The sequence below is a fragment of the Klebsiella sp. I138 genome, from assembly GCF_051131765.1.
Lineage (GTDB): Bacteria > Pseudomonadota > Gammaproteobacteria > Enterobacterales > Enterobacteriaceae > Klebsiella.
Genome location: NZ_CP180447.1, coordinates 5,414,092 through 5,439,264 on the forward strand (window position 1 = coordinate 5,414,092; position 25,173 = coordinate 5,439,264).

The window sequence follows — 25,173 nt, forward strand, 5'->3', positions numbered from 1 at the left end:
GGGCGCCGGACGAGGAATCGGCAGCGCAGAGGTTAATAGCCGCGCTGTTTATTCACCAGATTGTTCAACGGCAGCGCGTGCTGCTGACGGCGGATATTTTCCAGCAGCTGGCGGGCAATCACCTCCGCCGGGGCGATAGAGGCCATATGGGGGGTGATGACCACCTGCGGATGCTGCCAGAGCGGATCATCCTTCGGCAGCGGTTCTACGGGGAAGACATCCAGTACCGCGCCCGCCAGTCGACCGCTATCCAGCGCTTGCAGAACGTCATGATTGACCATATGTTCACCGCGCCCGCAGTTGATGAGCACCGCGCCCGTGGGGAGCCTATCGAGCAGCGGCTGCGCGAGGATACCGCGAGTCTGTTCGGTGAGCGGCAGAACGTTGATGAGCGCATCCAGCCCGGCAAAGAATTCACCGGACTGCGTATCGCCGTGATAACACTGGACGCCGGGGAGCTGTTTCTCGCTGCGCGCCCAGCCGGAGACGTGATACCCCAGCCCGGCGAGGCAGGTGGCAATATAGCCGCCGATTTCGCCAAGCCCCATTACGCCAATACGAAAATCGGCGGCGGCCCGCTGCGGGTAAATCTTCCAGACGTGTTCACGCTGGTGCGCCAGCGCGCGGTCAAAATTGCGCTGGAACCACAACACCCCCCACAGGGCGTACTCGAACATTCCGTGACGGAAATCCTCATCGACCACCCGGCAGAGAGGAACAGAACTGGTGAACAGGTTGTCGGGGAGATGGTCCACGCCGGCCGAGGCGGCCTGGATTAATTTTAATGCCGGCGAACGCGTCAGCAGGCCGGCATCGGGAAACCAGCAGCTGGCATATTCCGCGGTGCGTGCCGCTGGATTATCGGGCAGAACCGCGGTCACGTCCGGGAAAAGGTGCAGCGCTTCGCAAATCTCGCGGGCGTAATTCTGGTCATTGCAATCGACAACGATAGTCAGGTTTGGCATGGGCGTTAGTCTTTGTAAGAGGTGTCGAGACGGTTCAGGCGGCGTAGCCACGCCTGCCAGACCAGCTGGCGTTCATGTTCCACGCCCATCAGTTGTTCGCAGGCGTGTTGGCTCAGGTGCGCCGGGATGGTGTGGATTGCGCCAAGCGGGGCGAGCTGTGCGCTGGCCATCTGAATTTCGCAGGCGCGGTTGAGGTAGTACATGATGTAAAACGCATCGGCGACGGTGCGGCCAACCGACAGTAGCCCGTGGCTCTGCAAAATCATGGCGATATGATTTCCGAGCGAGCGCTGGATCCGCCCGCGTTCGTCGAGGTCAAAGGCGACGCCCTCATACGGGTGATAGCCGACGCGCTGATAAAACTCGGTACTGATCTGGTTGAGCTGTAACAATCCCTCCCGACAGGCGGCGACCGCCATGCCCGGCAGCGTATGGGTGTGGATGACGCAATGCGCATCTTCGCGAGCCATATGAACCGCGCTGTGGATGGTAAAGCCGGCCGAGTTAGCCGGCGCGTGCCCCTCCACGACCTTGCCCTGCATATCGACGACGATCAGGTTGCTGGCCGTGACCTCATCGAACATCATGCCGAACGGGTTAATCAGAAACCGCGGTTCGCCGTCGCCCGGCAGGCGGACGGAGAAGTGGGTATAAAGCGTATCTTCCCAGCCAAACAACGCTGCGAGCCGGTAAGCGGCGGCCAGGTCCTGGCGGAGTTCACGTTCAGTCATCATTTATTGCACTCCCATAAATTCACGTAGGCGGCTTAGCGTCGGGTCTTGTACGCCGTCACGAATGCGCTGCGGATGCACATCGCTCGCCACGACGCCGTTTTCCATCATCACTACCCGGTCAGAGATGGATAAAGCGAAGTCCATTTCGTGGGTGACGATCAGCATCGTCATCCCTTCACGGGCAAGGGACTGAATCACCTTCAGCACTTCTCCCACCAGCTCGGGATCCAGCGCCGAGGTCGGTTCGTCAAACAGCATGATGTCTGGTTTTAAGGCCAGCGCTCTGGCGATGGCGACGCGCTGCTGCTGGCCACCGGAGAGCTGCCAGGGATATTTTTCGGCATGGGCCAGCAGGCCAACGCGGTCCAGCAAATAGAGGGCCTGCTCTTTGGCCACGCTGTGCTCAACCAGCTTGTGATAGAGCGGGGCGAGCATGACGTTATCGAGCACCGTACGGTGGGGAAACAGGTTGAAGCTCTGGAAAACCATGCCGATGCGCCGCACGCCGGCACGCATCTGCGGCTTATCCACGATAGCCGCGCCTTTAAGGTAGTCTTCGCCATAGAGCACGATCTCTCCGGCATCAATGCTTTCCAGCGCATTGATGGTGCGGATGAGGGTGGTTTTACCGGAGCCCGACGGCCCGATGATGCTGATGACCTGACCGTTTTCTACTTTCAGGTCAATACCTTTCAGCACCTGATGCTGGCCCCAGGATTTCTCGATAGCGCGCAGATCCAGCGCTGGTGGGTTACCGCTGGTGGGTTCGGCCTTCGCCGTGTGCTGCGGCGCCTTCAGGGACTGGCGCAGGGCTTCACACTCGGCGTCATTGAACGTCTGCGGACGTTTATTTTGAATATCCAGCACATTTTCCAGCGCCCGGAACAGCCAGGTGAAGAGCGTTACCACCATGACGTAGTAAACCGCTACCGCCAGCAGCGTCTCCATCACGAGGAAGTTTTGCGCATACAGACGCTGGCCGGTAAGCAGCAGTTCCGGGAGTGAAATAACTGACAAGATCGAGCTGAGTTTAATAATAGTGATGTATTCATTAATCAGCGTGGGCAACGAAATACGAAATGCCTGCGGAATAATAATTAAGCGCTGAATACCAATAAAACTGAAGCTTAATGCGTGGCCGGCTTCACTCTGCCCTTTTGCTACCGACATTAAACCACCGCGATGTATTTCCGCCATATAGGCGGCTTCGGTGACGGTCATTGAGACTAATCCGGCAATAAACGGAATACCGAGCAGCGGCTGCGTGACCGGGAAGAGCTGCGGCAGGTTATAGACAAAAACCAGCAGCACCATTAACGGTACGCTGCGGAAAAACCAAATATAGAGTTCGACGGGAACCTTCAGCCAGCGCGGGCCGGAGAGCTTCGCGCAGGCTAACAGGAATCCTAATACCAGGCCAATAAACCAGGACAATGAGCTGACGACGATGACGGTTACGCACGCCTGCCAGAATGCCCCAACGCTAAATAATGAGAAAAAGTATCCCCAATCGAACTCCATACCGACTCCTGTTGCTCATGTGCTTTATTGTATTTAATCGATGCGTTCTAAATTGTATTTCTTGATAATGGCGTCATATTTCCCGTTGGCTTTTAAGGTGGCCAACGCCGATTTAACCGCGGTCACCAGTTCGCTATTGCCTTTGGCGACATAAATACCCAGCGGTAATGGATACACCAGGCGCGTGGAGCTAATGGCCAGGCGACCACGGCTTTTATCGACGATGATCTGTGCCGCCGGGGCGATTTCTACTTGCGCGTTAATGTTTTTCGACAGCAGGGCCTGGGAGACCTCCGGCGAGGTCGGGAACTCGAGAATGCTAATCGCCGGTTTGCCGTTCTTCAGACAGTACTCTTCAGAGTGGGTTTTCAGGCTGGAGACCCACGAGGTTCCCTGTTGCAGGCCCACCTTCACGCCACACAAATCATCTTCCGTTTTCGGCTGCACATTGCTGCTCTTGAGGGCCATGATCGCTGCGCCGGATAAGGCATACGGGATCGCATCGGCTTGTTTCAGGCGTTCGGGGGTGATGTACATTCCGGAGATCACCGCGTCGTACTTCTTGCCAATCCCTAAAATCAGGCTGGTGAATTTGGTGTCGATCAACTGCGGTTTGGCTTTTAGCTGTTCGGCGATCAGCGCGGCAAACTCTGGGTCAAGACCGACGATGTTGTTGTTGCTGTCGTAAGATTCAAATGGCGGATAGGTGACCTCCATACCCACTTTAAAGACGCCATCGGTCAGCAGTTCTGCGGCCTGGGTCAGCGGTGAAAAGCAAGCGGCGACGGCGATGCCCAAAGCCACACGGCGCGAGAGCTTCTTAAGCGTTTTTTTCATCATCTATCCTCACGGGTTATTAACGGTTTTTTGCTGTGCTTGTTTTTTCAGGTGACCAAAAGTGTTGGTGCCGCGCGCGCGCTCCGGAAGCTGCAACTCGCCTCTGGTGACTTTCTCGCGCAGGTAGCGATAGGTTTGCAGCGCCTGGCTCCACATATGTTCGCCGATGCTTAATTCCTGATAGTCGCTGGCTTCTCCGGCGGCCAAAAAATTGGGCAACGGACGGATCAGCGTGTGGTAATCGCAGGCGAAAAACAGCGGGAAGGAGTAGCGCTCCTGGGGCACCTTGCGAACACGGTGTGCTGTAGCAACAAATGTGCCAGCGCTTAATACTTCCAGCATGTCGCCGATATTAATCACGAACGCCTCTTCTTCTGCGGCGTTCTTCGCCGGTGGCGCATCGATCCAGACGCTATCTTCATTCAGTACTTCGAGGCCCGGCTGGTCAGCCAGCAGCAGGGTGAAGCACTCGTAATCGGTGTGTGCACCAATACCGGGAACATCTTCTGCGCTGGCATCAAAGGGGTAGTGAATCAGGCGCAGCTTGGACGGCGGGCAGGTTACCATCGCCTGGAAATACCCTTCCGGCAGGCCAAGGGCGAGGGCGAAGGCGTCAAACAGACGATGACCGAGGGCAAACACCGCGTCATAGTAGGCCAGCACCCGGGATTGAAATTCCGCAAGTTGCGGCCACTCGTTGGCGCCGATCAGCGGGGTGCCCGCCAGGACAAACGGATGGTTATCGGCGGCCTGGAAGCCAATATCGAATGCCTCTTTATGGTCGGGTTTGCCGGAACCATAAATCTCTTCACCTTCAGGAACATAGCCTTTATGGCTTTTCGAATGACCGATGTAGTACTGCATCTTTTGCTCCATCGGCAGGGCGAAGAGCTGTTTTGCCGCGGTACGGACCCCGGCGATCAGTTCAGGGGCAATACCGTGGCCGGTGATGTAGAAAAAGCCGACCTCACGCGCCGCTTCGCCTATCGCGTCGGCGACGGTCTGGCGTTTTGCCAGACTGTCGCTGGCAAGCGCACTGATATCGATGGTCGGTAATTCAGTGAAAGAACTTTTCGCAACGCTCATTTCTGCAGCTCCTGTTCGGTTAGCGATAAAAATTCGGCAAAATGCTGTTGTTCATGCGTCGCCATCCATGCATTCAGCGACCACAGATCGGCGACCGGGACATTGGTGAACGGCAGGTGGTGCAGATAGCCGTCGGGGCCAAATTCCGGCGTTAGCGTGGTGCCCTGATATCCGCGCCGGCGCTGTGATTGCCAGATTTGCTGCCAGAAACGCTGCTGAAACTGCAGCGCAGCATGGTATTCCGCTGCCGCAGGGTGGGGCACCTGTGGCCCCTGGTCGTAACCAACGCGGGCCTGAATGTGGTGCACGCGGTCGATAAAGGCGCTGAAATCATCGCAGGGGTCATCCAGCAGGCGTTCACTCACCACAATCCAGTGGCTGATATCGGCGGTAAACCGCAGCTGCGGCAGCTGTTGGATAATCTCCAGGGTCAGCCACGGGCTATACAGCGAGGTGGCTCGATGGGTTTCGAAGCAGCAGGTCAGCTCATACGCCACCGCCAGCTCGTGGGCTTTGCCGAGAAAATCCACCTGCTGCGCCAGCGGCCAGCGGTCGTTCCCGGCCAGCAGGTTGACGAAGCGCGGGTTCAGCGCTTTGGCATCATCAAAGCGGCCTTTTAAGCGTTCGAGATGCTGCTGCGGCGTGTCGGTCTGCGCAGGGATCACACCGCCGCCGCTGAACACGATGGCGATATATTCCAGCGCCGATTCCTGCAGGCGTCGGGCCAGCGTCTGCTGTTCTTCCGGGGTCAACGGAACGCGCGCTTCAATGCCGCCGCAGCTGACGCTTTTCAGCTCGCTGACCGTTTGCTGCCATGGGGTGGTGACGCCCCAAAGCGTACGAAAAACCGTGAGTTGCATGATCTGAATCCTTATGGGTATTTCACGCCGGGCAGTACGCAGAGCATTTCGTAGAGCAGGTTTGCCGCCAGTTGAGAGGTGTTGCCGCTGACGTCGTAGGGCGGAGAGACTTCGACCAGATCGCAGCCAATCAGGTCCAGGCCACGGCAGCCGCGGACAATTTCCAGGGCCTGAATCGACGTCAGGCCGCCCACTTCCGGTGTGCCGGTGCCTGGCGCCCAGATTGGGTCGAGGCTGTCGATATCGAAGCTGAGGTACACCGGGCCGTCGCCCATCTGCTGGCGGACTTCAGCCATCAGCGGAGCGAGGGATTTGTGCCAGCACTGCTCCGCCTGTACCAGACGGAAGCCCTGGTCGACGCCCCACTGGAAGTCACCGGCGGCATAGCCCTGGGCGCGCTGGCCAATCTGCACTACGCGTTTGAGGTCCAGTAGCCCCTCTTCAACGGCGCGGCGGAAGGTGGTGCCGTGGGCGATTTTTTCCCCGAACATTTCATCGTTGGTGTCGGTGTGGGCATCCACGTGAATCAACCCGACCGGGCCGTGTTTCTTGGTCAGGGCGCGCAGAATCGGCAGGGTGATGGTGTGGTCCCCCCCGAGGGTCAGCGGGATCAGCGGGAAACTATTTAATCCCGTGTAGTAATCCTCGATAATTTGCACTGATTTGAGCAGGCTGTAGGTATTTATCGGCACATCGCCAATATCAGCCACTGACAGTGATTCGAAAGGCGCCGCGCCGGTTGCCATGTTATAGGGACGGATCATCACTGATTCGGTGCGGATATAGCGCGGTCCGTAGCGGGTGCCGGAGCGCTGTGACGTCCCGATATCTAACGGGATACCAACGAATGCCGCATCAAGTCCATGTAAATCTTCAATAAAAGGCAGACGCATCATCGTTGCGCGGCCGCCAAAACGTGGCATCTCGTTGCCACCTTGTGGTTGATGAAAGACGTTATCCATTTCAGCTCCTGAATCTGACACACAAATGCTCGACAGAGTGATAGTGCGAAAGATGGGCTGGACTTTAAATCGTCTGCCGTAAATACTTAGTTCATTTATTGGTGAACTAAATATGCTCAACGATGGCAGTCTCAACATTCGACAGCTGCAGGTTTTTGAGGCAGTGGCGCGCCTTGAAAGCTATGGCAGGGCCCAGCAGGAGCTGGGTATTTCCGTGTCGGCGATCAGCAATGCGATGTCTCAGCTCGAAGGACAGCTGGGGTTCAGCCTGTGCCAGCGCGGGCGCGGCGGATTTGCCCTCACCGAGAAAGGGCAGCAGTTTTTACAGCAGGCGATTCGGGTGCTGAGTGAGCTGAACGAGCTGGAGCGCCAGTCGGCGCTGCTGAAAGGCGAGCACAGCGGGACGATTTGCATTTCGACGCTGGACTCGATTGAAACCGAAACTGCGCTGTCCCTGCCGGTGGTCCTGCGCAGCTTCAGCGATAAGTTTCCCAACGTGCATATTAAGCTAATAATTCGCACGCCGGCTGAGCAGCTGAACGGCGTGCTGAACAACCATATTGATTTGGCTATTGGCAGCTATAACTCCCAGGTGCATAACATTATCAGTGAACCGCTCTATCGCGAGCAGCACTGGCTCTACTGCAGCGACCTGCATCCGATGTTCTTCAGCCGCCAGCTCGATAAAGACCACATCAGCCAGTGTCCACTGGTAACTCGTAGCTACTGGAATACCAGCGATCTGCGCCGCCGCGGCTTTAGTAAAGGCAGCGCCACCGTGGAAACCGTTGATGCGCAGCTGCTGCTGATTCTCTCCGGGAAATATATCGGCTATCTCCCCGAACACTATGCCTGGCCGTGGATCAAAGAGAACCGGCTGCGGGTACTGCTGCCCAACGAATTTGGCTTCCAGTCGCCGTTCTCAGCGATTTGCAGGCGTGGGCGCAGCAACGAGCCGTATCTGAAAGAGTTTCGTCATTTGCTGAAGAAGAATACGGTAGCCAGGCCGAAGTGGAGTTATTGAGGGGAGAGAGCTTGCTGGCCTGATGTCCGAGCCAGTTGCTGACTCGGTGTCCTGGAGGGACTGGCGAAAAATGTGGGGGGAACGAGGAGCGAGCGGCGTAGCGCCCGCCCGGCACCCGCTACTGGCTCATGCTTAAAATAGTCCGAATGTTGCGTGCGCTGGTGGCGATAATATCGATCGCCCCGGTGCGCAGCGCGCCCATTATCGCCATGGCTTTGGTGTTTTCAGACGCAATAGCGATGACGCAGGGGATCTGCTTGAGTTCTTCAACGCTCAGGCCAATCACCCGGTTGTCCATCACCGTATTGACATGCTCACCGCGGGAGTTGAAGAAGTCGTAACCGGCAACATCACCAATAACACCCTGGTTAATGCTGGCATCGTTGATTTCCTGCGGCGTAAACCAGCCCAGCTTCACCATGTAGCTTTCTTCATTCATATCGCCGATACCTACCAGCGCAATATCGGCTTTGCGGGCGCGATCGAGCGTTTCTTTAATAGTACCGTTTTGCAGCAGCAGTTCTTTTAACTGCATGTTTTCGACGTAGGCCGGGGCATACAGTGATTCACTGCTGCCACCAAATTTTTTCGCCAGAAGGCGACTGATATGGTCGGCATTGATGATATCGCCAGGACGATGCGTCCCGCCGATGCCGCAAATAAAACGGCAGTCCCGGGCCTGGATGGTGCCGGAAAACTCAGCCACCGCTGCGACATTGCGGCCTTGTCCGACAGCCACCACGATATTATCTTTCAATATGTTATTAAGATGGCTTGATACCAGCGTTGCTACCTGACGGCGCTGCTCTTCTTCATCGTTATGATCGAGTGCGATAAGCGCGCGGCTGATGGGGAAGCGTTCTTTGAGCTGTTTTTCGAGCTGCGTGCTGAATATGGGATGGTAGCGGACGTTGATTTCGACAATCCCTTCTTCCTTTGCCCGTTTTAGCAGACGTCCAACCTTGATACGGGAAAAGCCAAATTTATTGGCTATCTCCTCCTGCGTCACTTCATCACAGTAATAAGCTACAGCTATCTCGGTGAGTAACTCATATTCCTGGGACGCGCTCGATTTTTCCATTCGGCTGCTTTCTCCACGCGGTAGATTAATGTTTAGAGGGTGAACATTTGCTGAAAGTATATCAGAAATATTTTTACCTCATGCGGGGTAAGCGCGACGGACCGGTGTTGGCTTCCGTCGCACAGGTCAAACGCGTCAATCAGGTTGCCGGGTGGCGACGAATTATCTTTTGCGCCTCAGCCAGTATGGCGGCAAAGGCTTGAGGCCGGTGGGCGAAGCGGCCGAGGAAAATTCCGTCCACATCTGGCCACAGACGGCTCAGCAGGCCGGGACCTGCGCTGCCGCCGTAGATAACCTGCAATTGCGGGCCGTAATGATTATGCAGATGTGAGCGTAGCGCCTGGCAGACACAGCGAATATAGCGATCGCTGGCAGGTTCCGCAGCGCCAATGGCCCACTGTGGTTCCCAGGCGAAAATTATCGCCGGGAGCGCATCTTTGTCGCGATGTGCCAGCAGCTCTTGCGCCTGACCGATGGCGTAAACGGCGGCGGCATCAGCGCTCATCTGCCGGTCTTCGCCGATACAAATGACCGGAGTAAGATGACTTGCAAGGGCCATATCGATCTTTTGATTAATAACTGCTGTCGTTTCACCGAAGTGGCGCCGCCGTTCGGCATGGCCAAGCTCCACGTAGCGGCAGCCCATTTCCTGTAGCATGGACGCGCTGCTCTCACCGGTCCAGGCCCCGGGCGGGGCCGGGCAGATATTCTGCGCTCCGGTGGCCATGGCGGTCCCTTCAAAGCATTGCAGCGCCGTTGCTACCGCGGGCATGGCGGGAAAGGTGAACAGCTGCAGATGCGCAGCCAGCGGCTCGGGCTGTTGGCGTAGTATCTCCGCGACCTGCTGGCACCACATCTGCGTTTGCTCATAGCCAAAATAGGTTTTATGGCTGGTGCCGATCACCAGATTCAGGGACATACGTTCTCCTGCAATTGTACTGTTTCGGTTTTATCTGCCATGCAGACGCCCACGGCGGCGATGATCATCGCCAGCGATACCGCTCCCGCATCCGGTGTGCCAAGGCTGCGTTCAGCCAACGGACGTGCGCGGCCAATCTTAGGCAGCAGCTGGGCGGTATCTTTCGCGCTCTGCCGGGCGACCGGCTCGGCCTGATGCCATGCGTCAGTGAGGGATAAACCTTCGTCAGCGGCGGCGCTGAGCGCCTCACTGAACGGAAGCAGCACATCGACAAGCGTTTTATCACCGGGCTTCGCTTTGCCAAAATGCATGACGCCGGCGTTAGCCTGCGCAACGGCCAGCGCCACTCGTGCGGCATCGGGTTTCTCATCATTCCCGATGGTGATACCCAGCGTATTGAGAATGACGCCCCAGATAGCGCCGGAGGTTCCGCCCGCTTCATCTGCCCAGGCGTCTGCTGCGAACTGGAGTAGGGTACCGGCTCCCGCACCCTGTTCGAGGGCTTTTTTCGCGGCGTCGCGTGCGGCGACCACTCCGCGCTCCATTCCGATCCCATGATCGCCGTCACCCGCAACTGCGTCAATACGGCCAAATTCTTCGGCATTCTCTATGACCGTTTGCGCCACGGCGTCAATCATGCTCATGACCTTGACGGCAACCTGTCGCGATGCCGGACTGCCCTGCGGGATATTGACGGCGCCGCGCTGTTCCAGCTGCTGCGGATCGAGCGGTTTGTGCGGAAGTACGGTACCACGATTAAAGGCAGGTGTGGTGGCGGGCGCAAGCCACAGGGATTCCAGCTCGTCATCAAACCAGGCAAAGGTCATCGACATTCCGGCCATATTGAAACTGGTTACAAATTCACCGATCTGGACGTCAGCAATGACAACTTCGGCTTCCTGTAATTGCTGCTGTACGTCATGCCAGAAGACAAAAAGCTCTTCATATTTGACCGAACCCAGCCCGTTAATAATCACGCCCAGGCGCGCGCCTTTGGACTGCACAATGGCCTGTGGACGTTCTTCAAGCAGTGTCGCCGTCAGCATGCGCGCCAGTTCGTGCGACGGGACAATATCGAGTTCGCTGATACCCGGTTCGCCATGAATTCCCATACCGAAGCCCATTTTTCCTTCCGGAATGGTGAACAGCGGATGTTCTGCCCCTGGAAAGGTGCACCCGCTGAAGGCCAGGCCAAGCGAGCGCGTTTGTTCGTTGGCGCGACGGGAGATAGCCACGACTTCGGCCAGCGTATCACCGCGTTCAGCCGCTGCGGCGGCCGCTTTAAATACCACCAGATCTCCTGCCACACCGCGGCGCTTCTCTTTTTCCGCCAGCGGCGCGCTGGAAATATCATCGGTGATAGCGATGGTTTCGCAGGGAATGCCTTCTGCTCGTAACCGTTCGCAGGCCAACCCAAAATGCAGGACATCGCCGGCATAGTTGCCGAACATCAACAGCACGCCGCCGCCGTTATTGGCAGCGCGCGCGACGGAGCAGATTTGCTGTGCGGAAGGAGAGGCAAACAGATTACCCATTGCCGCCCCGTGCGCCAGGCCCTGGCCAACCAGTCCGGCAAAGGCCGGATAATGCCCCGAGCCACCGCCAACCACGATAGCCACGCTGCCTGCTTTACTCTGCGTGTTACGCACCACGCCGCCGGGAACCTGCCGCACCAGTGAGGCATGCGCGCTGACAAAACCCGCCACCATTTCTTTCGCGAAGTCAGACGGTCGGTTAAAAATCCAGGTCATGTTTTCTTCTCCAGATGATTTGCATTAATTACCCCAGCCGCCATTTCCTGGCCTTTGTATCACCATCACAAATGAACGCTAGCAGATCGTTTGATTCAATCAAATGTTCAATGGGTGGATATGTGATCATGGTCGTGATTTGACGAATAAAGCGAATTTTTGCTTATTACCCCCCTTTTTAAGCGCCGGTTTTCTTGCTAAACATTATTACATACGAACAAGCAGTGAACTTTAGTTCATTTGAGCGATCGAAATACCCAGCCTGAATCCATCACGTGAACGGCTAGTGAACATAAGTTCGAGGCAGCCACCGTAATCTATGAGGTAAAAATATGTTGAAAGTCGCAATCGGTGCGGATGATGCCGCTACCGGGCTTAAAAATCTGGTTAAGGAACACCTGAAACACAAAGAGATTGAGGTCGTTGACTTTAGCCACGACGTGGCGGGGAATGACCAGATGTATCCGGATATCGCCTTCAACCTGGCTTCTGCCATACGCGAAGGGGAATTTGAACGCGGGCTTTTATTTTGTGGTACTGGAATCGGGATGGCGATTGTCGCTAATAAAGTTCCTGGAATTCGTGCGGCGCAGTGTCATGACGTTTACTCGGCCGAGCGCGCCCGTAAAAGTAATAATGCGCAAATCATGACCCTGGGCGCTCGGGTCGTGGGCAGTGAACTGGCGTTAATGTTGGTTGATACCTGGCTTGCCGCCGAATTTGAAGCCGGACGCTCCGGGCCAAAGGTAAAACGTATCGACTATTACGAAACGCTTGCTCACCCGGATTACGCGGCCCGGTCAGAGGAATGATGAATAAAGGAGTCATCACAATGACTATTCTGGAAAAACTGAAAGAAGTGACCACCGTCGTCGCGGACAGCGGCGATATCACCGCAATCCGCGAATACCATCCGCAAGATGCGACCACTAATCCGTCACTGATTTTGAAAGCCGCGGCGCAGCCGCTGTATCGCCCGCTGATTGAGCAGGCCATTGCCTGGGCCTGTGAGCAGGGCGGGACAGCGCAGACGCGTCTGATCAACGCCAGTGACAAACTGGCGGTGAACATCGGCCTGGAACTGCTGCGCCAGGTGCCGGGCAAAGTCTCTACCGAGGTTGACGCGCGGCTCTCTTTTGACCGTGGCCTGTGCATGGCCAAAGCGCGTAAGCTGATTCGTCTCTATGAAGAGGCCGGGATCGATCGTTCTCGCGTGTTGATTAAGCTGGCCTCAACCTGGCAAGGTATTAAAGCGGCGGAAGAGCTGGAGCGTGAAGGTATTCACTGCAACCTGACTCTGCTGTTTTCATTTGCTCAGGCGCGCGCCTGCGCCGAAGCGGGGGTATGGCTGATTTCACCGTTCGTCGGGCGTATTTACGACTGGTATCGCGAGCGCGAACTGCTGGAGGATGATAATCCGCAGCACGATCCCGGCGTCATTTCGGTACGCAATATTTATGAGTACTACAAAAAACATCGTTATCCGACGGTCATAATGGGCGCGAGCTTTCGAAAAACGGAACAGGTTATCGCACTGGCCGGCTGCGATCGCCTGACGATTGCCCCCGCTCTGTTGGAGGCGCTCAGCCGGATGGAGGGAGAGTTAGCCGTTGCGCTGGTGCCTCCGCTGGCAGGCGAAGTGCCGCCATCACCCCTGACTGAAGCTGAGTTTTACTGGTTGCACAATCAGGACCCGATGGCCGTCGATAAACTGGCTGAAGGTATCCGTTTATTTGCGCAGGATCAGGAGAAGCTGGAATCGATGTTGAGTGGACTGCTGGAAAAACAGGAGGCGGCGAATGTCATCGCGTAAAGAGCTGGCTAACGCTATTCGTGCGCTGAGCATGGATGCTGTACAGAAAGCCAAATCCGGCCACCCGGGTGCCCCGATGGGTATGGCTGACATTGCCGAAGTCCTGTGGCGTGATTTCATGAACCATAACCCGCAGAACCCGGCCTGGGCCGACCGCGACCGCTTCGTGCTGTCCAACGGCCACGGCTCCATGCTGATCTACAGCCTGCTGCACCTCACCGGTTATGACCTGCCGATCGAAGAGCTGAAAAACTTCCGTCAGCTGCACTCTAAGACTCCGGGCCACCCGGAAGTGGGCTACACCGCAGGCGTGGAAACCACCACCGGCCCGCTGGGCCAGGGGATTGCTAACGCCGTGGGCATGGCTATCGCGGAAAAAACGCTGGCCGCGCAGTTCAACCGTCCGGGCCACGATATCGTTGACCACTTCACCTACGCCTTCATGGGCGACGGCTGCATGATGGAAGGTATCTCCCACGAAGTGTGCTCCCTGGCGGGTACCCTGAAGCTGGGTAAACTGGTGGCGTTCTATGATGACAACGGCATCTCCATCGACGGCCACGTTGAAGGCTGGTTCACTGACGATACCGCTAAACGCTTTGAAGCCTACGGCTGGCACGTGGTGCGCGGCGTTGACGGTCACGACGCAGCCGCGATTAAACGCGCGGTAGAAGAAGCGCGTGCGGTCACCGACAAACCGTCTCTGCTGATGTGCAAAACCATCATCGGTTTCGGTTCCCCGAACAAAGCCGGTACCCACGACTCCCACGGCGCACCGCTGGGTGACGCAGAAATCGCGCTGACCCGCGAACAGCTGGGCTGGAAATACGCACCGTTCGAGATCCCGTCTGATATCTACGCGCAGTGGGATGCGAAAGAAGCCGGCCAGGCCAAAGAAGCAACGTGGAACGAGAAGTTCGCAGCCTATGCCAAAGCCTTCCCGCAGGAAGCGGCTGAATTCACCCGTCGTATGAAAGGTGACATGCCGGCTGATTTCGACGCGAAAGCGAACGAATTCATCGCTAAGCTGCAGGCTAACCCGGCGAAAATCGCCAGCCGTAAAGCGTCGCAGAACGCGATTGAAGCGTTTGGCCCGTTACTGCCGGAATTCCTCGGTGGCTCCGCTGACCTGGCGCCTTCTAACCTGACTATCTGGTCGGGTTCTAAAGCCATCAACGAAGATACTGCCGGGAACTACATCCACTACGGCGTGCGCGAATTCGGGATGACCGCGATCGCCAACGGTATCGCCCTGCACGGCGGTTTCCTGCCGTACACCTCGACCTTCCTGATGTTCGTCGAATATGCGCGTAACGCGGTGCGTATGGCTGCACTGATGAAACAGCGTCAGGTGATGGTCTACACCCACGACTCCATCGGTCTGGGCGAAGACGGCCCGACTCACCAGCCGGTTGAGCAGGTGGCTTCTCTGCGCGTGACCCCGAACATGTCAACCTGGCGTCCGTGTGACCAGGTGGAATCTGCGGTAGCGTGGAAATACGGTGTTGAGCGTCACGACGGCCCGACCGCGCTGATCCTGTCTCGTCAGAACCTGGCGCAGCAGGATCGTACCGAACAGCAGCTGAAAGACATCGCTCGCGGTGGCTACGTGCTGAAAGACTGTGCGGGTCAGCCAGAGCTTATCTTCATCGCAACCGGTTCTGAAGTTGAGCTGGCGGTTGCGGCATGGGACAAGCTGACAGGCGAAGGCGTGAAGGCGCGCGTGGTGTCCATGCCGTCGACCGACGCGTTCGACAAGCAGGACGCGGCTTACCGTGAATCCGTGCTGCCGAAAGCCGTTTCTGCACGCGTTGCTATCGAAGCGGGCATTGCTGACTACTGGTTCAAATACGTGGGCCTGAACGGGGCTATCGTTGGCAAGACCACCTTCGGTGAGTCAGCGCCAGCGGAACTGCTGTTCGAAGAGTTCGGCTTCACCGTCGACAACGTGGTCGCGAAAGCGAAAGCGCTGCTGTAGCTGCGCCGAGAGACGGGAAAGATTGTGCTGTTCGGCACCCTACGTGCCGATAGCGCCATGAATTTAGTCGGGAGGGAATCAGCATGAACAAGCTTTTAATTGGTGTAAATACCGCGATGTTTGATGGTCTGGACGCTGATGTCGCATTTAGCACGATAAAAAAAGCCGGATTTCGCTATGTCGAGCTGGCCTACAACCAGGGTTACGTTGGCGATATGCCCCCTGAGTTATTCGGGGAGGAGAACGCCCGGTATATTGGCGAGCTTCTGGAAAAACACCAGCTCCGCACGCATTCGCTTGGCGCGACGATGAATATGGGGGCCGTGGATACCGTGGTGCAGTTTAGCCGGCGTATCCGCTTCGCCAGCATGATTGGCGCAAAATGGATCAACGTCTGCGTTGGCAGAAGCGCCGATCGGGCGCGCATTATTGCTAACCTGCGTGAACTGGCACCGGTGGCCAGCGATCATGGCTGCGTGATCTGTCTTGAAAATGGGGGCGATCCCAATTATGACGTTTTTCGCCTGGCCAACGATGGCTTTGGGCTGCTGGATGCCGTCGGCAGCCCGGCGGTGGCCTTTAACGTTGATGCCGGCAATATCGTTTCGCTGTGCCCCGATGCCGATCCGATTGAACAGGCTATCGCGATGTTACCGGGCGCTCAGCATTGCCATCTGAAGGATCTCGAGGTGCGCGATGGGGAAGTTCATTTTACGCCAATGGGCTACGGGGAGTTGAACTACGTGCCCATGCTGAAAGAACTTACCGAGCTCGCCATCCCGTGCAGTCTGGAAATTCCTTTACGCATGCACCGTCAGCGCGATAGTTACCCTGTACGCGGCGATTCGCCTGTCGATCCTGCGCGTAGTCTTGAGGTGTTGATACAGTCTCGCGAGATGCTGGAAAAATGGCTCGGGTATGCTTTGCATGATGCATAAATTAAATGGCGCCGCGGCTTAACCAGGCGGTTAGTTTCCGGCGCATTTTATTTTCTCTGAGATCTTGCAGCATATTTATTTCGTTCATTAAGAATGAACTGCAAGCTTATATCTTAGACGGCGAGAATAAGGAAAAAAGCCGTTATGCCTGTTCGGTATTATGTGATTAGCATCGCACACGGTCTTTAATAACTGTGTTGTTATGTGCTTAACATAAGTTCAGGTCTTGTTCTTTTGTACGATTAAATCAAAAAACGTAACGAATGTTCATAGAGCACCCAAGGTTCATAAATTAATTGTGTTTTATTTTTTTAACTATTTTTAAAACCGAAGGTTAATTATGTCTGACTCTACACTCACTCCGTCATCAAATGCAAAGAAGCCAACGAATTATCGCTGGGTTATCTTTGCAACTATGTTCTTCTTATTGGCCGTCAACCTGATGGATCGTATTACATTATCTATTGGGATGCCTTATATAAAAGAAGAGTTTGATCTTTCACCGACGACTCAAGGTTTGATTCTCAGTAGTTTCTTTTGGTCTTATGCCCTGCTTCAGGTTCCCGGTGGATGGTTACTGGATCGCTACGGTCCGCGTAAAGTGATCACCGGCGCGCTCTTTGGCTGGGGCTTCTTCCAGGCCATTATCGGTCTGGCAAGCGGGGGGCTCAGCCTGATTCTCTCCCGTATTGGCTTAGGTGCCATGGAAGCTCCGGTTTCTCCTAGTGGGGCGAAGCTGAGCTCGACTTGGTTGACCCAGTCAGAAAGGGGACGTGGTGCGGTTATTATGGACTCCGGTAGCCCGCTGGGCGTGGCGATTGGTGGCATCATTGTTGCCCACCTGATTCTGCTGCTGGACTCCTGGCGCATCACCTTTGTGGTGGTTGGTATTTTCACAATGCTGCTGGGTTTTGTGGCATGGCGAATCCTGCGCGACCGCCCCTCTGAACATCCCCGGGTGGATCCAAAAGAGGTCGCATATATTGCGGCTGGCAACACCAACAGCGCGACCGGGATCGATGACTCCACACCGACAAAGGGTCTGGGTATCAGCTGGTTTACGATGGTGGCCATCATGATTGGGCGTGCTTCATGGGGCATGGTCTACTGGGGGTTATTGACCTGGGGACCGAGCTACCTGGCGCAGGCACAGGGTCTGCAGCTGGCCTCTATCGGTAACTCGACGTTCTTCATCTTTATCATGGGGACGCTGGGATGTTTGTTTAGCGGTTTCTTTGTCGACTTCCTGGTGAAAAAGGGCGTCAGCCATAACGTGGCGCTGAAAAGTCTGCTTTCCGTCTCCGGTATTGTCGGGTTGTCTGTGCTGTATGCCCTGGCGACGGTGACCGATCCTGAGCTTGCGGTTACGCTGCTCTCTGTCGCAGCATTTTTCATGATGTTCGGCAGCCTGTACTGGAGTTTCCCGGCTATCCTGGCGCCAAAAGATCGCGTCGGCCTGGTCGGTGGGTTAATGAATATGGCAAACAGCTGCGCAGGTATTCTGGTACCTATTCTGGTTGGCGTTATTCTGCAGGCCACCGGGAGCTATGAGAGTGTTTTGGTTTATTTTGCGGTCTGCGCCGGGTTTTATACCGTGGGTACCCTGTGTATTAACTTTAATAAATTATCGGTTGGCAACGGGAAATTATCGTTTCAGAAATAATGACCCGGGTTAAGTCGGTTTTCACGGTCGAGTAATTACGTTTATATACAGGATACTGTTATGCCAGTGATATTAAGAGTGGATAAAGTACCGCAGGTGTTAGCGGAGGAGCTGGCGCGTGACCACACGCTGTATGAACACAGTCAATTGTCAGCTGAAGAGTTAAATACCATTGCCGGGGATATTCAGGTGATATTAGCCAGCGGAGAGTCGAAAGTGACAGCCTCGCTGATTAACCAGTTGCCAGAATTAAAACTCATTGCCGTATTTGGTGTCGGGTACGACGGCGTGGATATCCGCGCCGCATTTAACCGTAATATTCAGGTCACCAACACTCCGGATATTTTAACCGACGATGTTGCCGACCTCGGGATTGCCCTGATGTTGAATGTATCGCGGAGGATCAACGGCGCGCAGAAGTTTATTGAACGCGGCGACTGGCAGTCGGGGTCATATCCCCAGTCAACCAAGGTGAGCGGCGCACGGTTAGGTATTGTGGGCTTTGGCCGCATCGGACAGGCCGTCGCCAGAAGGGCAAAAGGCTTTGCCATGCACATTGCCTGTTTTGACCGCAACCCCGTAGAGAGCGGAGAGGTGACTTACTATGCTGATTTGCTGGAGCTGGCAAAAAATAGCGATGTGCTGATGGTTTGCGCCAGCGCGGGTAAAGAGAGTGAGAAGCTTATCAACCGCGAAGTGCTCGCCGCGCTGGGGGCAGACGGGATTTTAATTAATATTGCCAGAGGGAGTGTCGTGGACGAGGAGGCTCTGGTTGAGGCCATTACCGAAGGCAGACTTGGCGGGGCGGGGCTGGATGTGTTTGCCAACGAACCCCATATTCCGCCAGCATTACTGCATCGGGATGAGGTTGTGGTTACGCCGCATATTGGCAGTTCAACCCGGGCAACGCGTGCGGCGATGGCAAAGCTGGTGATCGATAATATTGCTGCGTTTTACGCCGGTCAGGCGGTGTTGACTCCGGTTCCACCGCTGCGCTAAGCAGATGCTGTGGTGCAATGCAGGAAGTGAAAAAGGGGCCTTACGGCCCCTTTATTATATGTACAACGGTTAGCGCAGTGCAGCGCGCCAGGCATTCTGCAGAAATTCCCGGCACTGCCGCTCGTTATCCCACAGATCGTCCCGATCGGTGGTGCGCATTTCGACCGCCAGCGAGATGGGACCGAGCGCTTTCGGCAAGGGAAGACTCATTGCGGTGCTGATGATTTTTGCCGCCGTCTCGGTTGTGAGAAAGCCCGGCTCGCCAAATTTCATGTGGTAATCACCATATCCTTGTGCCTGCGGATCGAGGATAGCGTTAGCCAGATGAAGCTGTGAAATCAGCGGTGCGGCCATCGATAGGGATTCGACAAGGTCTTCTTCGTTCAGCGCCACGTGGGCGCTGTCCCAGGCAAGATAAAGTTTCGGGCAGTCTGGTCGTAAGGTTTTCATCCATTCGACCGTCTCATCTGTCGGGCCAATAAGCTGGCATTTGTGTGCAAAACGATCGAGCGGTTCGACCTGCAACAGCATGTTGTCATACTGGCCAACGATTTCGCCAATGCGCACCAGCGCCTCACCAAAACCTTTTTTGGCCTCTTCGCGGCGTGCGTCTCCGGGGTCGCTACCGCTGACCAGCGAGAGTTTGCTGGTCCCGCATTCCGCTGCCAAATGAACCAACTCGCAGGCGCGGCGAATCGACTTTTCTCGTAGATCGGCGTCCAGACTACTGAGGTTCAAATTGTCTTTCAGCAGTTCAAACGTTAACCATTGGGTTACGTTTAAGTGATTCTGTTCAGCTACCGTGCGGACAGTCCGGGCAATCTCCGGTTGATGAATAATACCGGTTTCAAAACCCCGGTAATAACCGATGCCGGCGATTTCGCGGATGACGTGCAAAAGTGCATTTTCATCACCAGCGAGCGGGAAAAAAAGCTCGGCAAGGTGGGCGGATGGATACAATTCGGTCGTCATAATGTTATCGCTGCCTCCTCAGATAAGAGAAAAAAGTAGGTCTGATGTGTGGTGGTCATGTATGCAGGAAAGGGTGACTACGTAGTGAACATAGTAATGATTATTGAACATATGAACAAAGAAAGAACGTCTGTTTTAGCGTAAATTTGATGAGGATCGCATTTTGTGTCCCGCGAGTTTATTGAAGGGAATGACAGTTATTGATGCTTAAAATTAGTATGTTATATAAATTTATTGTTAATGAGGTCGGGCGTGTTGCGGGCGGTGAAAGGAGGAGGTCAATAGTTATTATTATGTTCAAATGTCAGGTCTTTGAATTGAACGATAAAAGAGTGCTCCAGAGGTAAATGGGTTGCAGAGATACAGGTTAAAGGGAGGGGGCAGGGTGGCACATCATGGCGAGGTTTTATCCCTTTCTGGTGTAAGCAGGCTAACAACCACCCGGACAGGGAGCGCTAAAGCGACGGGGAATCCGGGCGGTAAATCACAGACCGAACAGCTTAATTTTTCGATATAACGTCGCGATACTGATCCCTAATTCGGTCGCTGCTTTTTTCTTACCTTCTACGTCTGAGCCAAATCGTTGTACTGCGCTTTCAATGGCGTCTCTTTCCGCTTGTTTACCCCGGCTGGCGAGTTGACGGGGCGCTGCGGTTGAGGTGGATTTTCTGCCGTCAGCAGCGTTGAGGAGATAAGGCGGTAAATGGCTGGCGTTAATCCCGGCAGCTTCTCCGCGCATCACAAAAATGTATTCAATAACATTGCGTAACTCACGGATGTTACCGGGCCAGTGCCAGGCATAAAGACGGTTGATGACATCATCGGGGAGTTTTTGCGGCGGACGCTGGTAGCTTGCCGAGAAGTCGTCGGCAAAATATTGGGCAAGAACGGCGATATCCGCGCGTCGCTCCCGCAGAGAAGGGAGAACCAGGGGAACCACATTCAGGCGATAAAAAAGATCTTCGCGGAACTGATTATTCTCGACCATGGCGTGAATATTTTTGTTGGTCGCAGCAATAATACGGGTATCAATCTCGATAATATTATTAGAGCCGACGCGGGTAATCGTCTTTTCCTGAAGCACCCGGAGCAGCTTGGCCTGTAGATGAAGCGGCATATCGCCTATCTCATCCAGGAACAGACTGCCGCCGTTTGCCAGCTCAAATTTGCCCATGCGCCCTTTGGGATCCGCGCCGCTGAACGCACCGCGGACGTAGCCAAATAGCTCGCTTTCCAGCAGCTGTTCGGGGATGGCCGCGCAGTTGATGGTGACGAAAGGCGCGGCTTTGCGCGGGCTGCTCTGGTGGATGGCAAATGCCACCACTTCTTTACCCGACCCGCTCTCCCCGGTTATCAGTACGCTGGCATAGCTGTTAGCGATTTTGCCAATGGTATTTCTGAGCTGTTCCATTGAGGGCGAGTGGCCGATCAGGCGTACCTGAGTATCCGATTCATAGGCGGATACCGGCATGGTATTCAGGTAGTCGTATGCGTCGCGAAAAATGATCATGGTTAAGCGATCATTATCCGGCGATGAAAGGGAAATTTGTTTGCACAGTACATGGTGTTTTTGCCCATCCAGCGTCAGCCACGCTTCCTCATCGCCATATAAGCTATCGCCGGTGGTTTCGATGGTGAGGGGGAGTCCCTGAACTTCCCGGTTGAGTATGCGATCTGCTGAATGGTTGGCATGCCAGATACGGCCATGGCCATCAATAGCCACTACGCCGCGATCCATCGCGTCAATCAGTCGCCGAAAGGCACCTAGCGTCTCCTGGGCACGTAAGCGTTCCAGGCATTCAAACACTTTGCTGGCGATCATGACGGCAATTTGTTCAATGAACGTAACAAATTTATCAATCTGGCTCAGCAGCGTTTCACGCTGCGCCTGCGTTGAGCAAATGATTCCGATCACACCGATGACCCGTTTATTGAGAAAAATGGGGGCGTTCAAATCAAGCATTTCTGAACAGTAGCGGTGTTTTTCGCATCGCTGGCACAGCGGATGTTCTCCGGGATTTTTGATCAATACCGTTTCACGCACCTGCAAAACGTGGCGATAGATATAGCCATTTTTGGCCACGTTCTGATTGAGCATATGCCGGTATTTCCCCGTGCCGGCGATGCGCATTAATGATTCATCGATGATTTCAACATCCGTACCGGTAATACCAGAAATAGCGTCGGCATAATTGCAGATATCATCCTGAATATTGCTGAGCACTGAAATCATGGTACTTCTCCGGCATCGTGATGAATTTATCAATAGAAATGATAAATATGCGAAATTTAGAAAAATTGATTTGCGAAAAATCAATCTACTGTTCTGTTTTTAGAGCTTTTTTCTGTTTTATCTTCCGCGATCACACTATTTCTCATTACTGAGAATTTATCAAAAAAGGGCGATAAACTCGCAGGGTTGTTTTTACAGGTTGAATAGCTGCGGTGTTATTTAATGTGTTGAGTTTAAAGCCTTTATTAAAATATTTTTAAGAATTAACTCCCTTCATAAAAAACTGGTAAGCATTTTGCTTTGATTGAATAGCGATATCTTAAATATCTCTGTATTACACCGATTACAGGGAGTGAAATACCAAGACAATGAGGTTTTATGATGCAGGATAACTTGTCATTTTTTATCAACCAAACACCGTTTACCGAACACCCTGGCGCATCGCTGACCGCGTTTAGCCAGCAGGAGCTGGTCAAGGCGCTGAATTTTCATCGGTCTATTCCAGGCTATGCGCCGACGCCGCTGTATACGCTATCCGCGCTGTCGGAAAAGCTGGGTGTAAAAACTCTTTATCTTAAAGATGAGTCACAGCGTTTTGGCCTGAAAGCCTTCAAAGCGCTGGGGGGCGCTTATGCCATGGCGTGCCATATCGCTGAATTGCTGGGTAAGGATATCAGCGAATTGCCCTTTGAGAGAATGACCAGCGAAGAGGTGCGCCACGACCTGAAAACGGTGACGTTTGCGACCACGACGGATGGCAACCACGGCCGAGGCGTGGCGTGGATGGCGCGGCAACTGCAGCAGAATGCGGTGGTTTACATGCCGAAAGGCTCTTCGCAGCAGCGCCTGGCATCTATCCGCAATGAGGGAGCAACCGCGGAAATCGTTGATATGAACTATGACGACGCCGTTCGCATGACGGCTGAACAAGCTGAAAAACATGGCTGGATCGTGGTGCAGGACACGGCCTGGGAAGGATATGAAAAGATCCCTCTCTGGATTATGCAGGGCTACGGCACCTTGATGCTGGAGTCGATGACTCAGCTTCATCAGGTTCCGCCGACTCATATTTTCGTTCAGGCAGGCGTGGGTTCATTTGCCGGAATGGTTCAGGGAATGGTGACGGCAGCCTGGGGAGAGCATCGCCCTAAAGTGATCGTCGCCGAGGCGTTAATTGCCGATTGCCTCTACCGCTCAGCGCGTGCCAAAGGAGGGGAAGCGCTGGCCGTAGGCGGGGATCTACAGACCGTGATGGCCGGTCTCGCCTGCGGTGAAGCCAACACGATTGGCTGGAAACTGCTGCGTGATTATGCCACCGCCTTTGTCTCCTGCCCTGATGAAGTCGCTGCGCTAGGCATGCGTATATTGGGCAATCCACTCGCGGGCGATCCGCAGATTATTTCTGGTGAATCAGGCGCGGTAACTACCGGCCTTCTGGCCATGCTCATGACCTCTCCTGAGCTGGCGCAAACGCGTGAACAGCTGGGGCTGGATGAGCACTCGCGCGTATTAGTGATAAGCACAGAAGGTGATACCGACCCGCAGCAGTATCTGGATATTGTCTGGGGCGGCCAGTACCCGAGCATCAGTTAATCATTTCCTGATTGAACATAGTAACGGAGAAAACCATGTTATCTGCAAACCGTATTGATGAAGTTATTAAGAACTGTCAGACGCTGATCCAGCAAAAGAGTTATTCCGGTCAGGAAGGGGATGTGGTTAATGCCATAAAAAAAATGATGCAGCATTACCAGTTTGATGACATCCACGTCGATAAGTACGGCAATATCGTTGGCGGTATTGTGGGCAATCAGCCGGGGAAAACGCTGGTCCTGGATGGGCATATTGATACCGTACCGGTGAACGCTGAGAAGTGGACCCACAACCCGTATGGCGGCGATATTGTTGATGGCAAAATCTATGGCCGCGGCACCACGGACATGAAAGGTGCGGTTGCCGCGATGATCTCCGCCGTCGGGTTTTTCGGCCAGGATAACCAGCGGCATTTTCCCGGCAAAATCTATGTTGCCTGCATCGTACATGAAGAGTGTTTTGAAGGTATCGCCGCCCGTCTGGTAAGTGAACGCTACCAGCCTGATTATGTGATTATCGGCGAGGCGTCCGAATTAAACCTGAAAATTGGCCAGCGCGGCCGGGCCGAAATCGTTGTCGAAACGTTTGGCAAACCTGCCCATTCAGCCAACCCGCAGGCCGGGATTAATGCGGTATACAAAATGGCGCAGCTTATCGACAACATTCGCACCATCGCCCCGCCAACGCATCCGGTTCTGGGGCCGGGTATTCTGGAGCTGACCGATATTAAATCGTCGCCGTATCCAGGCGCATCCGTGGTACCTGATTACTGTCGCGCGACGTACGATCGCCGTTTGTTGGTGGGGGAAACCAAAGAAAGCGTCCTGGCCCCACTGGAAAAGGCGCTAGCGGAGCAGATGGCGCAGGATCCGCAGTTCAAGGCCTCTGTCTCTTATGCTGTAGGCCAGGAGTCCTGCTATACCGGCGCAACCATTGAGGGGGAGCGCTTTTTCCCCGGCTGGGTATATCCAGAGTCTGACGCGTTCGTTCAGGCCGCTCTTGCCGGCGTGCGTGCCGCAGGGTTTGATCCGACCATCACGCAGTATTCATTTTGCACTAACGGTAGCCACTATGCGGGCGAAGCGGGTATCAAAACCATTGGTTTTGGTCCTTCGCGTGAAAACCTGGCGCACACCATCGACGAATATATCGAAATCGATCAGCTGGCCGGTTCGGCCAAAGGCTATTACAGCATCATCCAGACACTCTATCGCGCTTAAAAAATAAAAGATAAAACCCTCTTA

The 25,173-nt window shown here is 54.8% G+C and carries 21 protein-coding genes; 9 read left to right on the top strand and 12 right to left on the bottom strand.

Going from position 1 to position 25,173, the window contains the following annotated elements:
• Positions 1–32: 32 nt before the first annotated feature.
• From ACMYSK_RS25385 to speB, 7 genes are read right to left on the bottom strand one after another with little or no spacing between them, the layout of a single operon-like run.
• Positions 33–965, bottom strand: coding sequence for a 2-hydroxyacid dehydrogenase (locus tag ACMYSK_RS25385; RefSeq protein WP_434639203.1), 933 nt, complete (start codon positions 963–965; stop codon positions 33–35).
• 5 nt (positions 966–970) lie between these two features.
• Entirely contained in the window at positions 971–1,699 is a 729-nt protein-coding gene (locus ACMYSK_RS25390; protein ID WP_434639204.1) for a class II aldolase/adducin family protein, read from the bottom strand.
• Positions 1,700–3,220 (bottom strand): amino acid ABC transporter permease/ATP-binding protein, encoded by a 1,521-nt coding sequence (locus tag ACMYSK_RS25395; RefSeq protein ID WP_434639205.1) that lies wholly within the window; start codon positions 3,218–3,220, stop codon positions 1,700–1,702. It abuts the gene before it with no gap.
• 33 nt (positions 3,221–3,253) lie between these two features.
• Positions 3,254–4,057, bottom strand: coding sequence for an ABC transporter substrate-binding protein (locus ACMYSK_RS25400; protein ID WP_434639206.1), 804 nt, complete (start codon positions 4,055–4,057; stop codon positions 3,254–3,256).
• Positions 4,058–4,066: 9 nt separating this feature from the next.
• Positions 4,067–5,143 (bottom strand): isopenicillin N synthase family dioxygenase, encoded by a 1,077-nt coding sequence (locus ACMYSK_RS25405; RefSeq protein WP_434639207.1) that lies wholly within the window; start codon positions 5,141–5,143, stop codon positions 4,067–4,069.
• Positions 5,140–6,003, bottom strand: coding sequence for a sugar phosphate isomerase/epimerase family protein (locus ACMYSK_RS25410; RefSeq protein ID WP_434639208.1), 864 nt, complete (start codon positions 6,001–6,003; stop codon positions 5,140–5,142). The genes ACMYSK_RS25405 and ACMYSK_RS25410 overlap by 4 nt, the downstream gene beginning before the upstream one ends.
• A gap of 11 nt (positions 6,004–6,014) precedes the next feature.
• The gene (gene speB, locus ACMYSK_RS25415) at positions 6,015–6,965 is read right to left on the bottom strand and encodes an agmatinase (RefSeq protein WP_434639209.1); all 951 of its coding nucleotides are present in this window, start codon (positions 6,963–6,965) and stop codon (positions 6,015–6,017) included.
• 112 nt (positions 6,966–7,077) lie between these two features.
• Here speB and ACMYSK_RS25420 point away from each other — a divergent pair, with 112 nt between their 5' ends.
• Positions 7,078–7,989 (top strand): LysR family transcriptional regulator, encoded by a 912-nt coding sequence (locus tag ACMYSK_RS25420; protein WP_434639210.1) that lies wholly within the window; start codon positions 7,078–7,080, stop codon positions 7,987–7,989.
• A 118-nt stretch (positions 7,990–8,107) separates the two neighbouring features.
• On the opposite strand, the gene ACMYSK_RS25425 is transcribed toward ACMYSK_RS25420, so the two are convergent.
• From ACMYSK_RS25425 to ACMYSK_RS25435, 3 genes are all read right to left on the bottom strand, one after another.
• Entirely contained in the window at positions 8,108–9,070 is a 963-nt protein-coding gene (locus ACMYSK_RS25425; protein WP_434639211.1) for a sugar-binding transcriptional regulator, read from the bottom strand.
• A gap of 139 nt (positions 9,071–9,209) precedes the next feature.
• Positions 9,210–9,989: a triose-phosphate isomerase family protein gene (locus ACMYSK_RS25430; protein WP_434639212.1), complete on the bottom strand. Its 780-nt coding sequence runs from the start codon at positions 9,987–9,989 to the stop codon at positions 9,210–9,212.
• A complete protein-coding gene (locus tag ACMYSK_RS25435) occupies positions 9,980–11,740 on the bottom strand; it encodes a dihydroxyacetone kinase family protein (RefSeq protein WP_434639213.1) in 1,761 nt (586 codons plus the stop codon). Before ACMYSK_RS25435 ends, ACMYSK_RS25430 begins: the two co-directional genes overlap by 10 nt.
• Before the next feature lie 332 nt (positions 11,741–12,072).
• On the opposite strand from ACMYSK_RS25435, the gene rpiB reads away from it, so the two are divergent.
• From rpiB to ACMYSK_RS25465, 6 genes are all read left to right on the top strand, one after another.
• Positions 12,073–12,552 (top strand): ribose 5-phosphate isomerase B, encoded by a 480-nt coding sequence (gene rpiB, locus ACMYSK_RS25440; protein ID WP_434639214.1) that lies wholly within the window; start codon positions 12,073–12,075, stop codon positions 12,550–12,552.
• A 20-nt stretch (positions 12,553–12,572) separates the two neighbouring features.
• Positions 12,573–13,553 carry a transaldolase gene (gene tal / locus ACMYSK_RS25445; RefSeq protein WP_434639215.1) on the top strand — a complete coding sequence of 327 codons (981 nt, stop codon included), beginning with the start codon at positions 12,573–12,575 and terminating at the stop codon, positions 13,551–13,553.
• Positions 13,540–15,531 carry a transketolase gene (gene tkt, locus ACMYSK_RS25450; RefSeq protein WP_434639216.1) on the top strand — a complete coding sequence of 664 codons (1,992 nt, stop codon included), beginning with the start codon at positions 13,540–13,542 and terminating at the stop codon, positions 15,529–15,531. Before tal ends, tkt begins: the two co-directional genes overlap by 14 nt.
• A gap of 83 nt (positions 15,532–15,614) precedes the next feature.
• Positions 15,615–16,469 carry a sugar phosphate isomerase/epimerase family protein gene (locus ACMYSK_RS25455; RefSeq protein ID WP_434639217.1) on the top strand — a complete coding sequence of 285 codons (855 nt, stop codon included), beginning with the start codon at positions 15,615–15,617 and terminating at the stop codon, positions 16,467–16,469.
• A 340-nt stretch (positions 16,470–16,809) separates the two neighbouring features.
• A complete protein-coding gene (locus tag ACMYSK_RS25460) occupies positions 16,810–18,132 on the top strand; it encodes an MFS transporter (RefSeq protein ID WP_434639218.1) in 1,323 nt (440 codons plus the stop codon).
• 60 nt (positions 18,133–18,192) lie between these two features.
• Complete coding sequence (locus tag ACMYSK_RS25465) at positions 18,193–19,131, top strand: 2-hydroxyacid dehydrogenase (protein WP_434639219.1); 939 nt, start codon at positions 18,193–18,195, stop codon at positions 19,129–19,131.
• Positions 19,132–19,200: 69 nt separating this feature from the next.
• Here the strand turns inward: ACMYSK_RS25465 and ACMYSK_RS25470 are convergent, their stop codons facing one another.
• Together ACMYSK_RS25470 and ACMYSK_RS25475 are read right to left on the bottom strand one after the other, a co-directional pair.
• Positions 19,201–20,103 carry a sugar phosphate isomerase/epimerase family protein gene (locus ACMYSK_RS25470; protein WP_434639220.1) on the bottom strand — a complete coding sequence of 301 codons (903 nt, stop codon included), beginning with the start codon at positions 20,101–20,103 and terminating at the stop codon, positions 19,201–19,203.
• Positions 20,104–20,587: 484 nt separating this feature from the next.
• Positions 20,588–22,336: a sigma-54 interaction domain-containing protein gene (locus tag ACMYSK_RS25475; protein ID WP_434639221.1), complete on the bottom strand. Its 1,749-nt coding sequence runs from the start codon at positions 22,334–22,336 to the stop codon at positions 20,588–20,590.
• A gap of 381 nt (positions 22,337–22,717) precedes the next feature.
• Here ACMYSK_RS25475 and dpaL point away from each other — a divergent pair, with 381 nt between their 5' ends.
• Both dpaL and ACMYSK_RS25485 read left to right on the top strand, forming a co-directional pair.
• On the top strand, positions 22,718–23,929 hold the full coding sequence (gene dpaL / locus ACMYSK_RS25480; protein WP_434644368.1) for a diaminopropionate ammonia-lyase: 1,212 nt from the start codon (positions 22,718–22,720) through the stop codon (positions 23,927–23,929).
• Between the two features lie 35 nt (positions 23,930–23,964).
• Positions 23,965–25,149 carry a YgeY family selenium metabolism-linked hydrolase gene (locus tag ACMYSK_RS25485; protein ID WP_434639222.1) on the top strand — a complete coding sequence of 395 codons (1,185 nt, stop codon included), beginning with the start codon at positions 23,965–23,967 and terminating at the stop codon, positions 25,147–25,149.
• The last annotated feature ends 24 nt before the right edge of the window (positions 25,150–25,173 follow it).